Raw genomic sequence first — 12,289 nt, forward strand, 5'->3', positions numbered from 1 at the left:
ATTTTCATTTACTTTTGAGTATAATTTGCATCGTATGAAAAACCTACCAACTTGCACCTTGGTAACACCAACATATAACTGGCCTGATGCTCTAGAGTTATTGCTACTTAGCATTACAAAACAAAGTGTTATGCCTAATGAAGTGATAATTGCAGACGACGGTTCAAGACAAGAAACAAAAGAGTTAATCGAAAAATTTCAAAAAGATTTCCCGGTTCCATTGATTCATATATGGCATGAAGATAACGGCAATCAAAAGCCGAAAATCATGAACAAAGCCATTGCAAAAGCAAAATACGATTATATTGTTGAGATTGATGGCGATATTATCATGCACAAAGATTTTGTAAAAGACCATCTTACTTATGCCGAAAAAGGTTTTTATCTTTTTGGTTCTCGTGTTAATATTCAACAAAGCATTCTACAAACAATTTTTAACCAAAAAATCGTTTCCTTCAATTATTTTTCAAAAGGGATTAAAAAACGAGGTCGAACATTACACATCCCTTTTTTGATGCATTTTGCAAAAACCTACTCCGAACGCTCTCAAAAATTAAGAGGCTGCAACATGTCGTTTTGGAAATCGGATTTTATAAAAGTAAACGGTTTTAATGAAACCTTAGTAGGCTGGGGAATTGATGATTCCGAAATGATTCAACGACTTCACAATATCGGGATTAAAGGAAAAAGATTAAAGTTTGCCGGACTTGCTTATCATATTTATCATAAAGAACAGTCGAAAAGTCATATTGAAATCAATAATTTAATTGAGCAAGAAACCACCGAAAAGAAGTTAACAACAATTGAAAAAGGAATAAACCAATATTTATGAGTTCAAATTCGAAATATACGGTTGCAGTAATTCTAATTAATTACAATTCTAGTGATTTCACCATAAACTGTATCCGAAAAATTGTTGAAAAAACAGACACATCACTTTCGTATCAGATTATTGTTGTTGATAATGCATCAGAAACAACAGACTTTCTCAAAGTACAAAACTTTTGCAATACCACTAATTTACCAAACCTAACATTAACCCGAAGTAATATCAATACTGGGTTTGGTGGTGGAAACATGATGGGAGTTCATTATGCCAATTCAGAATATTATGCTTTTGTGAATAATGATTCTATCTTTTTAAATGACTGTCTTTCTATACTGGTGAAAACCATGCAAAATAATTCTGATTATGGAATATGTGGTCCTTTGTGCTTTAAAGAAGACATGACCTTGCTGCCAACAATCGATCATTTTGCATCACCTTTAAAAGAAGTATTGGGTAGAAAATTTCTTGAAAAGATTAATCCGAAAAGATATCCAAACCGAAAAAAACAATATACTATTCCACAACAAGCTGAATTTGTGTCTGGAAGTTTTATGATATTACGCGCAGCTGATTTTAACGCAGTGGGAGGTTTTGATACCAATATTTTTCTTTATTACGAAGAAACCGATTTATGCAAACGTTTACTGAAAATAGGAAAAAAGGCTTTTTTAATTCCTGAAGCGCAATTTATCCACTACCACGGAGTAAGCACACCAAGTTCAATTTTAATAAAAACTGAATTAAAAATTTCATTTTTATATATCATCCGAAAGCATTATGGCTTCATTTGGCATTGCTTTTTATTACACTACCTACAAGTACAATATTTCTTTAAGAGCCTATTCAAACCAAAATATTGGCCTTTATTTAAAGTCTTATTTAAAGGTGCTTCCTTAAGTGATTCCTTAAAAACCAAGCAAAAAATACAACCTAATTTATAGGTAAATTATTCATTTTTCGAACCAATTTTTCGAAGTGCGTTTGAAAATAGAAATCGTAACCTGGTGTATTACCAACAGGAAAAACCACTGGATTATCCGGATTTGCCTCTAGCAATCGTGGATGTTTCAATCCTTCGGCAATAGCGTATGCAAAAGTTTGATTAGCAATTACAAAACGAGAAGATTTAATAATACTAGCCATTTCCATAAAATCTTTCACATCATAAAATTCGCTATTAGGAACTCCAATTTTAAAATCGGCATATTCATCTTTAGTTCCTAGAAACAATACATCAGTATAGGAGTTAAGAAAACTGTAATCAACAAATGGATTTCGCGATCTGAATGTCCTTACTACAACAATTTTATTTTTAATTGTAGGGTGTGCAGCAACATCTAAATATGAATTAGACATATTCGCATGGACTCCAGTTAAATGAAAATACCAACGTTCTGAATGAAAAGCATGCGAGATAGGTAACTTCCTAAACAAATCTAGGTTTACATGCACTTCTTCATCGTTAAACACTCCAACAGTATTCAAATACGATTGTTCCTGTAACAACGGAAGTAACATTTGTGCAGAACGGTTTGAAAGCATAATATTGCCTGAGGGATGCTTAAAATAATCTCCCCCTTCAGACTGATTGGTATGCAAAAACAAATTACAAGTATGTGTTTTTGAAAGTTCTTTTATAACAGGCAATGCGTATAGTATATCCCCTAAATGTCCCGAATGTTTGAAGTTTAATACCTTTTCATTTTCAACAGCTTCCCAAATTGCATTGTATTTCGATTGTAAATCTGGATTAAATTTATCGAGATACTTTTGTGCCTTAAGCGAGATTTTATATTCGAAATATTTTTTCTTATTAAATTGTCTGTACCAGAATTTTCGTAACTCTATTTTAATTTTTTTCATTTAAGCATCAGTATTTAAAAAAACTGTATCTAGTTTTTTATAGTTGGTTTGAATATCAAAAAAATCCGTGAAAAATGTTTTTGCCTGGTTTTCGATTTCCTTGTAAAATACAGTATCCGAAAGTAATTTAGCTATATTCGATGCAAATATTTGTACATCGTCAGAATACAAACAACCGTTATTGGTTTTGTTCGGTAGTCCATCAACACCTTTCTCGGTACAAACTACAGGAACTCCAAACGATAACGACTCTACTACTTTAATTTTTAAACCGGTTCCTGACAACATCGGACAAATCGTAATCTTACTTCTTTTATAAAAATCTGATAAATCCTCCACATACGAAACCATTTCAATATTATCAAAATTAGGTATATGCTTTGTGATACTACCAATTATAGTAATATTATATTCTTTAGGTAATTTTGGATAAACATTTTCGAAAAACCAATTTGCAGAATTGACGTTATGACTATTATCACTGGCCACATATAAAATATCAATTGTTTTTGGGTGCAATCTATTGTTGAAATGATTTGGCAAACTATGAGGAACCAAATCAATTTTAGCATTTACAAATTGTGAAAACAGGTATTTTTCTTCATTTGAAATTACCCATACTCTATCGAATCTATTTAACAACCGCATTTCTTCTTCGAAATAAGCACCTAATTTAAATCGTTTAAGAATTTTAAATTGAGATGTTAAAAAATCATGAGTATCAACTATAAACGTAGATTTTATATTTTTAGGCAATTTATCCAACAACGGTGCCCAACAAGCATACGAAATGATTACAAAATCATAAGAATTTGACTGAACAATAGTTGCAAACGCTTCTTTTTGTTTGTATTTCGTTCGATCAAAATCTTTTAGTCCCCCAAAAAATTTTCTCGGAATAGAATGCAAAAGCAAATACTTTAATCTGTTATTTCGAATACTTAGTCTATTCAATAAGAAACCATTCTTAATTATATTTCTGTCCTTCATAACTTGTAGAGTATCTTCAGTCATGGTTTTGGAGTGCTCAGAAACAAAATCAACCTCAATTTTTCTATCTTCAAAATACTTCAAAAGGGCAAGTGCTCTGGCATTGTTACCTTGACTTACATGCAACGGATAATCGGGATAGAAATAAAGGACACGCATGAATATTATTTTATTACCAAATTCAAGCAACAAACAATTATTCTTGAATTTAATGTAATTTTGTTTTTTACAAATGTATAATAATTTTCATCATGAATACTGAAGTACACAATGCGTACGAAATCATAAAAAACGGAGGCATTATTTTATACCCCACAGATACAGTATGGGGAATAGGTTGTGATGCCACCAATCCTGAAGCAGTTAAGAAAATTTATGCTTTAAAACAGCGGGAAGAAAGCAAAAGTATGATTGTATTAATGAATGGTGAGCGGATGATGCACAATGTTTTTTCAACTATCCCTGAAGTTGCTTGGCAGATTTTAGATTTATCGGAAAAGCCTACTACGCTTATTCTGGACAATCCGAGAAATGTAGCAGACAATATCGTTGCAGAAGATAAAACATTGGGCGTTAGGTTGGTTAAAGAACCTTTTTGCTTTAAACTCATGGAACGAATGAAAAAGCCTTTGGTTTCAACCTCAGCAAATATTTCCGGACAACCTACTCCAAAATCTTTCAAAGAAATAAGTCCTGAAATTTTAAAAGGTGTAGACTATGTGGTAAATTTGCACCACGATAAAATTTGCGACAAACCCTCAACCATAATCAAGTTAAGTGGTGACAGTCAAGTGAAAATTATTCGAAAATAGTTTGCTTTATTAGTTAACAACTGCCGAGTAAATCACAGTTTATAGTTTACGATTTACAGCCAAAAGCTTAAATACTAAACATTTATGCTTTAAATAGCCCAATGAATTACAAAGAAGCTTTACAAGATAAAATATTCGAAATCATAGCTCAAGCCGCACAGGAACTTAACATTGAAACCTACGTTATTGGCGGATTTGTACGTGATTTAATTTTAAAAAGAAACCATAAAAAAGACATCGATGTTGTTGCAGTAGGTAGTGGAATCGATTTGGCTTTAAAAGTTTCTGAGTTAATACCCCACAACCCGAAAGTTCAAGTTTTTAAAAACTATGGAACCGCCATGCTTCGTTATCAGGATATGGATATCGAATTTGTTGGTGCCAGAAAAGAAAGTTATCAGTTTGAAAGTAGAAATCCAGTAGTCGAAAACGGTACTTTAGAAGATGATCAGGACCGACGTGATTTCACTATTAATGCCTTGGCTATTTCACTAAACCAATCCAATTTTGGCGACTTAATTGATCCATTCAATGGGTTAACCGATTTAGAGAATAAAATTATTAGAACGCCTTTAAATCCCGACATCACCTATTCTGACGATCCGTTACGAATGATGCGTGCGATTCGATTTGCCTCGCAATTAAAATTTGAGATAGAAATTGAATCTTTTGAAGCAATTTCCAGAAATAAAGATCGTATTACTATTATTTCGGGGGAACGTATAGTAGATGAATTGAATAAAATTTTAATCTCCGATAAGCCTTCGATAGGATTCTTGCTTTTATACCAAACCGGATTATTAGATATTATTTTACCGGAACTTACCGCTTTAAATCAGGTGGAAGAAATTGAAGGTCATACGCATAAAAACAATTTCTACCATACATTGGAAGTAGTTGATAATATTTGTCCGAATACCGATGATGTTTGGCTACGTTGGGCTGCCCTATTACATGATATTGGTAAAGCGCCCACTAAAAAATTTAATAAAAAACAAGGTTGGACCTTTCACGGTCATGAATTTTTAGGCGGAAAAATGGTCAAATCTATTTTTGAACGTCTTCATATGCCGCTTAACCAAAAAATGAAGTTTGTTCAAAAAATGGTTATGATGAGCTCGCGACCAATTGTATTAGCTCAAGATATTGTAACCGATTCTGCAGTGCGTCGTTTGGTATTTGATGCAGGCAATGATGTAGAAAACTTAATGACTTTATGTGAAGCAGACATTACCACCAAAAATCCTAAAAAATTTCAGAAATACCATAACAATTTTAAAATTGTTCGTCAGAAAATAGTTGAAGTAGAAGAAAGAGATCAGGTTCGTAATTTTCAGCCACCAATTACCGGTGAAGAAATCATGCAACTCTTTAATTTAAAGCCTTCACGTGAAATTGGTGTTTTAAAAGAAGCTGTAAAAGAAGCGATTTTAGAAGGTGAAATTCCAAACGAATATCAAGCAGCCTATGATTTTGTATTAAATCGAGCTGAAAAAATGGGTCTAAAACCAAATTCATAAATTGAATATGATAAAACTAACATTTATCATATTCTTTCAAAATAAAACAAACAACATTTGCACTCATAAAGTAGAAGCACTATGAACTTTAATAAAATTGCCAAAACCGCTTTAGTTTTAGTTTATCTCGTAATTATAGCAGGAGCACTTGTTCGTATGACTGGTTCTGGCATGGGTTGCCCCGATTGGCCCAAATGCTTTGGATATTATATTCCGCCAACCGATGTAAAAGAATTAACATGGGAAGAAAATCACGAATTCAAAAAAGGACAAGTGATTATAAAAGATGAGGCGCTTTGGGTTGCAAAAACCAATTTTAAAACAGGAGCAACTTACAATCCCGAAAATTGGGAGAAATACACCAAACATGATTATGCACTTTTCAACCCTACTCATACATGGGTAGAATATATTAACCGTTTGTTTGGTGCTTTGGCTGGAATTGCGTGTTTCACTATGGCTGTAGCTTCATTTTGGCAATGGGAAAAAAGCAAAAAAATCACTTTGCTTTCTTGGCTCGTTGTTTTCATGATGGGGTTTCAAGGATGGCTTGGTGCTACTGTGGTTTACAGCGTATTGAACCCTATAAAAATAACATTACACATGATAATGGCTTTACTGGTAGTAGCAGTCATTCTATATATTATTCGTTTAGCAAAACCATCTGAAAATCCAAAAATATTTAATGCTGCTTTTAGAAATGTATTATGGATTTCTATCTTTTTAACGCTAATCCAAGTGGCTTTAGGAACGCAAGTCCGTCAATTTGTAGACGAACAAATAAAATCGGGAATTGGAAATGAAACCTTATGGCTAAGCAATCCTGAGGTTACGTTTTATTTCCATAGAACATTTTCATTTATCGTATTGTTTTCCAATTTGTTCTTATACCTCAGAAACAAACGTTTAAACTTAGGTTTCAATAAAATAAACTGGGTTATGCTGCTTATTTTGGCTGAAGTCGCATCTGGAATTGCCATGTATTATTTACATTTCCCTTTTGGCAGCCAAACGATTCACTTGGTTATGGCTTCTATATTGTTTGGAGTACAATTCTATATGTTATTGGAATCGAACAAAAAATAACTAGCCTATCCAATCTTTAAAGTCGTTTACTCTTTCACGGGCTACAATAACCTCATCATCATGATAGGATGGTAAGATTACTTTTAGCCTTGAATTACTGTGCATTTGAATTTCTTTTATGGCTTTTAAAGCAATAATGAATTTACGATTAACACGATAATACTCTTTCGGATCTAGCTCTGCCTCAATTTGCTCCAAAGTACCTTCTAAAAGATAATCTCTGTTATCGTAAGTATGCAAATAAGTACCTTTATCCTGACTGAAGAAACATTCAACTTCTTCTATGTTTATTAGCTTTAGTTGTGAGCCAATTTTAACGGTAAATCGTTTTTTATAGGATTTATCAATTGGATTGACCAACATTTTCTTGATGGTTTCAAAGTCTAAAGCCAAATTCTGAGGTTGACTCCTTTCTTTGAACTTGTTTAAAGCTACCAATAAATCATCTTCATCTATGGGTTTTAACAAATAATCAATGCTGTTTAATTTGAAAGCGCGCAGTGCGTACTCATCGTAGGCAGTAGTAAAAATGATTGCGCTTTTAATATCGATTTGCTCAAAAATTTCAAACGATAAACCGTCAGACAATTGTATGTCTAAAAAAATCAAATCAGGATGCGGATTGCTCGCGAAATACTGCAGCGATTCTTCTACAGAATGCAACATGGTTTTAATTTCGAAACCTAATTTTTCAACTTTTCGCTGAAGCAGTCTTGCTGCTGGTTTTTCGTCTTCAATAACTATAATATTCATTTTGTACTATGAATTTAATCGAATATATATTTTTCTAAATCAGGCCACTTTTGCTTCAGATTTATTTTTGGTTTTCTGCATACATAAACCGGAATGTTATTCTCTTCATCTATGGCATATTTGTGATGTATTTTTTTTACCAAAATGTGCTCATCAAACAAACTATAAATTACTTCATCTTCATTTCCAATACTTATAAATACTTCACCATCCATATTACCCGGACCCCAAGTCCAAAAACTGCCGTGTGCGCAAACCGGATCTGGTAAATTATAGGTGTCTCCGAGAATTTTTATAGCTCCTGCTTCTCCATAGTTTTCGGCTAAAATAACACATTTGGCTCTTTCAGTTTTAGGCAACGACTGGTATAAACTATCGACCAATTTTACTTGTTCGTCCCACCCGAACATATCTGCATAATCGTTTGTTAGTATGATTCGTCCATCACTTTCAGGCTTAAGTTTTGCATACTTTACATAAGTATCAATAGGTAAAACTGGTGTAGCTTTAGGAATAAAATAAACCGCAGGAAGCAAAAGTATTGCCCCTACAATGTAATTCCAATATGGTTTTCTTTGAAATATCTTTTCAATAGCAACAGCACCTAAAGCAAACAAAACAGGATAAACTATAAAGAAATAATAGCCTTTAGACTGCAATGCCCACATAGTTAAGAAAACAACCAACACTGCTACCCCTATACTTTTATATTTTTTAAGTTCTGAAGCAAAAAACGAAGCGAATAAACCAATTAAACTTATGGCTAAAGTAAAAGGTGATTTAAGCTGTTCTAGTGCAAAATCAAAAGGCCCTAATTCATCTAGTTGTGATTCTTTTAATTTCTGCAAATGAGTAAAAAGGGGAAAATGGTGCTCGAATTGCCAATAAATATTTGGCAACATTAAAAGTAAGGCAAGAACTCCCGAAATATAAATCCATTTGTTTTTAAAAAGCGCGCCTTTTTCATAAAATAGCAAGCCTATTGCCACACCAAAACCGAATACCAAAAAAGTATATTTGTTTAACAAACCTATCCCTGAAGCAATTCCTAAATAAACCAAAAACTTAACGTTTTTAGTATTGATGTATTTTATTAAAAAATAAAAACCTAAAGTCCAGAAAAACTGATCGAAAGCTACTGGCTGAAATAAAGTATGATTTCTAAAAAATGGTACAAAAGCCAACACCGAAATACCTGCTAAGAAAACTGAATTTCTTTTGCCTCCGAGTTCTTTTGCCATCAAACAACATAAAATTAATATTGCGACACCTGCCAAAGTTGGAAATAAACGTACCCCCGCTAATGAATACCCAAAAAGAAAATGAGCAATTTTTCCAATTACAGCAATAAACGGAGGAAATTCCATATACCCCCAAGCCATGTGTTCGCTAACAGACAAATGAAGTAACTCATCACGATGAAACCCGTAATTTATATTTCCAAAAAGTTGTATTATCAGTTTAACAGCGGATAGCAGCAGTATAATTGGCAAGTATTTTTTCATTTGTTTTTGATTGGATTATATTATTCCCATTTATTCTGATTTGCATTTTCTTTCTCCATAAACTCTTTAATTTTTCGTTGTTCCCAATTGCTATTAAAAATTAAATTGTGTCCAAATACACTAACAGCGTGTGAAAGCAATCCAATCCCCCAAAAAAAGGCTGTGAAGAAGTTTTCAAATTTAAAATAACTTTCTCCAGGTTTCAAATTACTGATGTTTAAAAAAACAATCAAAACATTAACCAAAATGTAAGCCGTTAAGTGTGAGTAAAATCCTTTGAGTCTTCGAACTCTTTTCTCGGCATGTTTATAGCGTTCTTCAAAAGAATCGTTTGTGTTTTCCATGTTATTTCCAGTCATTTTTTCTTCGTTCATCTTCTTCCATTAATTCTTTAATCTTATTTTCTTCCCAGTCTTTTCCTAAAAAGGGAAGCAAATTAAATACACGTAATCCATGCATTAACAACCCTATGCCCCAACCTAACAAAGGCCAATAAAACCAAATATCGTTAGGCGATGTCATAATGTTTACTACAATAAAAAAAATATTAACTATGATATACGCTGAAAGATGTCCGTAAAAACCTTTTATTTCATGAACTCTTTTTTTAGCTCTTTCATACTGCTCTTGTTCATTAAAATTTGCATTCATATTATTTCCAGTTTGTTTTAGAGTTGTTTTTATTCATGATTTCTTTGATTTTTCGTTCTTCCCAGTGTGAACCATACCCAAATACTCCGAAGGCATGTATTACCAAACCACTTCCCCAACCTAGCATTGGAAACCAAAACCATTGGAAATCGGATGTTTTTAAATTGATTACTATTAATATTGGAATCACAATACAATACGACATTAAACTTCCGTAAAAACCTTTAAGCGCTTCTACCTTTTTCTTAGCTCTATAATAAGCCGTATCATCAGTAGTTTCCTTTTTAATTTCCATTACTCCTACTTGTTTGGTTAATAGTGGTAATTCTACAGTAAATTCTTTTTCATTTTGATAAACCATAACCTTCCTATTGGTTACTAAAGCATATCGACTGATAATGTTTTGTAAGCCTACGCCTTTTCTATCGCTGAGTACTTCCTTCTTTTGTAAATCGTTTTGAACAATTAAATTACCGTTGCGTTCAAAAATTCGGATGTAAAGTGGTTTCTGTTCGCTTACGACATTATGTTTTACGGCATTTTCCAACAACAATTGCAGCGACAACGGAACAACTTTCGCTTCTGGATTGCTTATTTTTTCTGGTAGTTCATAAAAAATACTGTTTTCGAAACGCATTTTTAACAAGTTCATATAGGTTTTTGCAAAAGCTAATTCTTCTTCCACACTTACCAATTCTTTATCCCGCTGTTCTAAAACGTAGCGGTAAATTTTAGAAAGTGAGGCCGTAAACTTTTGGGCACTATCCGGATTTTCTTCAATAAGCGAGCTCAATACATTTAAACTGTTAAACAAAAAATGCGGATCGATTTGATTTTTTAAACTTTCAAACTGCGCCGAAGCCGTTCCTGCAATAATTTTTTGTTGCTTTACTCGGTTTTCCTGATAAGCTCTGTAAAAAAATATGGTATGCGCTAGTAAGGTAAGAACCAATGTAATTATAGATGATACTATATAATTTGACGCTTTTTCATGACTAAAAAACTCGTCTAATGTTGCTTTTTCAATCACCACAACTTCAAAAAGACGCAACAAAAAAATAGTACCAATTGAAACGACAAACGAACTTGCAAAGCCTATAAAAATTCGCTTTAGGGTAAATCTATCGTTGGTGAAAATTCTATCTAAAAAAACAAATACCGAATAATTAACCATATACAAACAAACGGTATACAGTAAGGTGTATTGAAAGTTCATTAACAAAGCATGATTCCATGCAATTGTACTTCCGGTTAGCCAACTCAAGAAAGTTATCACCATAAAAATGGCAATTCCAATACCAATTCCTCTTAAAAATTCTTTTAGATATTTATTCATTGTATATGAACTATAATTTAGCTTTTAAATAAGCCGATGCAATAAACCCTATTCCCATTCCGATAAGCACACCAACTGTCATTTTATCGAAATACATTCCTAAACCTATGCCTAAAAACATACATCCAATAAACACACCGCTTGCAACTCTATTTCTATTTTCCATGATTTAAATTTTTAAGATAATTATTTACCACAGTTTGATAAAACTTCATTAGCACGTTCTAATCCCCAGCTTGGATGAAAAGGAGTTTCGGGTTTAAATTTAGCGAAAAGTCCGATAGAACGCTCAACTTCTGCACACATTGGCTTCGTATCTTTACCCCAATATTTAGCTCCTCCAATTTCAAATTCCGCTTTAGAAAAAACAACTCTAGGATTTTCTGGAGCAATAGCCTGAGCTTTATAATATTGTTCCATTGCCTTAGAAGAGTACTTCATTCCGTTAGCCATTGGATCCTGAATAATCCATGCTGTATAAATCATCGCCTGAACCACCATTATCTCTGGATTATTTGCGCTTACCATTGCCGCATCATCTAATGCGGTTTGTGCTTTTTCTAAATACGCTGGATTTTTACTTTTATCTTGCGATTTAAAAGCTTCAATAGTATTAATGAATGCTACATAATAATTTGGCAACCAATTGTTTTTCTCAACTGAGGCTATTCTTTCGAAAATTGCTGCAGCTTCTGTCGATTTCCCTTCTTTCCACAATTTTAAAGCTTTTTCCATACCTTGTTCGTATTGAGTAGGTGATTGCGCGAAAGTTAAACTGCAAATGAATAAAACTAAAGATGTGATAACTCGTGTCATAATTAAAAGTTTAAGTTGTTTTATATTTTTAATGTTTTTGTAATTAATTATAGTTCAAATGTATTTCAGATTGCATTCCTATAAAACTTAAGTTTACCGAATTGTTATTTTTTAAGGATGAACTGTTT

Annotated in this window: 14 protein-coding genes; 5 read left to right on the plus strand and 9 right to left on the minus strand. The window is 32.8% G+C overall.

Annotated features, from left to right (window positions below):
- Positions 1-34 precede the first annotated feature (34 nt).
- The gene (locus tag ACZ1JT_RS01825) at positions 35-832 is read left to right on the plus strand and encodes a glycosyltransferase family 2 protein (RefSeq protein WP_465094467.1); all 798 of its coding nucleotides are present in this window, start codon (positions 35-37) and stop codon (positions 830-832) included.
- Positions 829-1,770, plus strand: a complete 942-nt coding sequence (locus ACZ1JT_RS01830; RefSeq protein ID WP_465094468.1) for a glycosyltransferase family 2 protein — start codon at positions 829-831, stop codon at positions 1,768-1,770. The genes ACZ1JT_RS01825 and ACZ1JT_RS01830 overlap by 4 nt, the downstream gene beginning before the upstream one ends.
- Here ACZ1JT_RS01830 and ACZ1JT_RS01835 read toward each other — a convergent pair.
- Together ACZ1JT_RS01835 and ACZ1JT_RS01840 are read right to left on the minus strand one after the other, a co-directional pair.
- Positions 1,760-2,692: a hypothetical protein gene (locus tag ACZ1JT_RS01835; protein ID WP_465094469.1), complete on the minus strand. Its 933-nt coding sequence runs from the start codon at positions 2,690-2,692 to the stop codon at positions 1,760-1,762. The genes ACZ1JT_RS01830 and ACZ1JT_RS01835 overlap by 11 nt on opposite strands.
- Entirely contained in the window at positions 2,693-3,841 is a 1,149-nt protein-coding gene (locus ACZ1JT_RS01840) for a glycosyltransferase (RefSeq protein WP_465094470.1), read from the minus strand.
- Between the two features lie 92 nt (positions 3,842-3,933).
- On the opposite strand from ACZ1JT_RS01840, the gene ACZ1JT_RS01845 reads away from it, so the two are divergent.
- The 3 genes from ACZ1JT_RS01845 to ACZ1JT_RS01855 all read left to right on the plus strand — a co-directional run bounded on the left by ACZ1JT_RS01845 (position 3,934) and on the right by ACZ1JT_RS01855 (position 7,100).
- Positions 3,934-4,494: an L-threonylcarbamoyladenylate synthase gene (locus tag ACZ1JT_RS01845; protein WP_465094471.1), complete on the plus strand. Its 561-nt coding sequence runs from the start codon at positions 3,934-3,936 to the stop codon at positions 4,492-4,494.
- A gap of 101 nt (positions 4,495-4,595) precedes the next feature.
- Positions 4,596-6,014 (plus strand): CCA tRNA nucleotidyltransferase, encoded by a 1,419-nt coding sequence (locus ACZ1JT_RS01850; RefSeq protein ID WP_465094472.1) that lies wholly within the window; start codon positions 4,596-4,598, stop codon positions 6,012-6,014.
- Between the two features lie 81 nt (positions 6,015-6,095).
- Positions 6,096-7,100 (plus strand): COX15/CtaA family protein, encoded by a 1,005-nt coding sequence (locus tag ACZ1JT_RS01855; protein ID WP_465094473.1) that lies wholly within the window; start codon positions 6,096-6,098, stop codon positions 7,098-7,100.
- Here ACZ1JT_RS01855 and ACZ1JT_RS01860 read toward each other — a convergent pair whose 3' ends face one another.
- Genes ACZ1JT_RS01860 through ACZ1JT_RS01890 form a run of 7 tightly spaced genes read right to left on the minus strand, consistent with a single transcriptional unit; the run spans position 7,101 to position 12,161 of the window.
- Positions 7,101-7,853, minus strand: coding sequence for a LytR/AlgR family response regulator transcription factor (locus tag ACZ1JT_RS01860; RefSeq protein WP_465094474.1), 753 nt, complete (start codon positions 7,851-7,853; stop codon positions 7,101-7,103).
- A gap of 14 nt (positions 7,854-7,867) precedes the next feature.
- Positions 7,868-9,358 carry an ArnT family glycosyltransferase gene (locus ACZ1JT_RS01865; protein ID WP_465094475.1) on the minus strand — a complete coding sequence of 497 codons (1,491 nt, stop codon included), beginning with the start codon at positions 9,356-9,358 and terminating at the stop codon, positions 7,868-7,870.
- A gap of 20 nt (positions 9,359-9,378) precedes the next feature.
- Positions 9,379-9,732: a 2TM domain-containing protein gene (locus tag ACZ1JT_RS01870; RefSeq protein ID WP_465094476.1), complete on the minus strand. Its 354-nt coding sequence runs from the start codon at positions 9,730-9,732 to the stop codon at positions 9,379-9,381.
- Positions 9,704-10,009 carry a 2TM domain-containing protein gene (locus ACZ1JT_RS01875; protein ID WP_465094477.1) on the minus strand — a complete coding sequence of 102 codons (306 nt, stop codon included), beginning with the start codon at positions 10,007-10,009 and terminating at the stop codon, positions 9,704-9,706. Before ACZ1JT_RS01875 ends, ACZ1JT_RS01870 begins: the two co-directional genes overlap by 29 nt.
- Before the next feature lies 1 nt (position 10,010).
- On the minus strand, positions 10,011-11,345 hold the full coding sequence (locus ACZ1JT_RS01880) for a histidine kinase (RefSeq protein WP_465094478.1): 1,335 nt from the start codon (positions 11,343-11,345) through the stop codon (positions 10,011-10,013).
- A gap of 10 nt (positions 11,346-11,355) precedes the next feature.
- Positions 11,356-11,511, minus strand: coding sequence for a hypothetical protein (locus tag ACZ1JT_RS01885; RefSeq protein WP_465094479.1), 156 nt, complete (start codon positions 11,509-11,511; stop codon positions 11,356-11,358).
- A gap of 20 nt (positions 11,512-11,531) precedes the next feature.
- Entirely contained in the window at positions 11,532-12,161 is a 630-nt protein-coding gene (locus ACZ1JT_RS01890; RefSeq protein ID WP_465094480.1) for a tetratricopeptide repeat protein, read from the minus strand.
- Between the last annotated feature and the right edge of the window lie 128 nt (positions 12,162-12,289).

This window comes from Flavobacterium sp. IC2-16, assembly GCF_055521455.1.

Excerpts from the sequence above, each read along its gene's own strand:
- ACZ1JT_RS01825 (WP_465094467.1), top strand. The coding sequence starts at position 35 with ATGAAAAACCTACCAACTTGCACCTTGGTAACACCAACATATAACTGG.
- ACZ1JT_RS01830 (WP_465094468.1), top strand. The coding sequence starts at position 829 with ATGAGTTCAAATTCGAAATATACGGTTGCAGTAATTCTAATTAATTAC.
- ACZ1JT_RS01835 (WP_465094469.1), bottom strand. The coding sequence starts at position 2,692 with ATGAAAAAAATTAAAATAGAGTTACGAAAATTCTGGTACAGACAATTT.
- ACZ1JT_RS01840 (WP_465094470.1), bottom strand. The coding sequence starts at position 3,841 with ATGCGTGTCCTTTATTTCTATCCCGATTATCCGTTGCATGTAAGTCAA.
- ACZ1JT_RS01845 (WP_465094471.1), top strand. The coding sequence starts at position 3,934 with ATGAATACTGAAGTACACAATGCGTACGAAATCATAAAAAACGGAGGC.
- ACZ1JT_RS01850 (WP_465094472.1), top strand. The coding sequence starts at position 4,596 with ATGAATTACAAAGAAGCTTTACAAGATAAAATATTCGAAATCATAGCT.
- ACZ1JT_RS01855 (WP_465094473.1), top strand. The coding sequence starts at position 6,096 with ATGAACTTTAATAAAATTGCCAAAACCGCTTTAGTTTTAGTTTATCTC.
- ACZ1JT_RS01860 (WP_465094474.1), bottom strand. The coding sequence starts at position 7,853 with ATGAATATTATAGTTATTGAAGACGAAAAACCAGCAGCAAGACTGCTT.
- ACZ1JT_RS01865 (WP_465094475.1), bottom strand. The coding sequence starts at position 9,358 with ATGAAAAAATACTTGCCAATTATACTGCTGCTATCCGCTGTTAAACTG.
- ACZ1JT_RS01870 (WP_465094476.1), bottom strand. The coding sequence starts at position 9,732 with ATGAACGAAGAAAAAATGACTGGAAATAACATGGAAAACACAAACGAT.
- ACZ1JT_RS01875 (WP_465094477.1), bottom strand. The coding sequence starts at position 10,009 with ATGAATGCAAATTTTAATGAACAAGAGCAGTATGAAAGAGCTAAAAAA.
- ACZ1JT_RS01880 (WP_465094478.1), bottom strand. The coding sequence starts at position 11,345 with ATGAATAAATATCTAAAAGAATTTTTAAGAGGAATTGGTATTGGAATT.
- ACZ1JT_RS01885 (WP_465094479.1), bottom strand. The coding sequence starts at position 11,511 with ATGGAAAATAGAAATAGAGTTGCAAGCGGTGTGTTTATTGGATGTATG.
- ACZ1JT_RS01890 (WP_465094480.1), bottom strand. The coding sequence starts at position 12,161 with ATGACACGAGTTATCACATCTTTAGTTTTATTCATTTGCAGTTTAACT.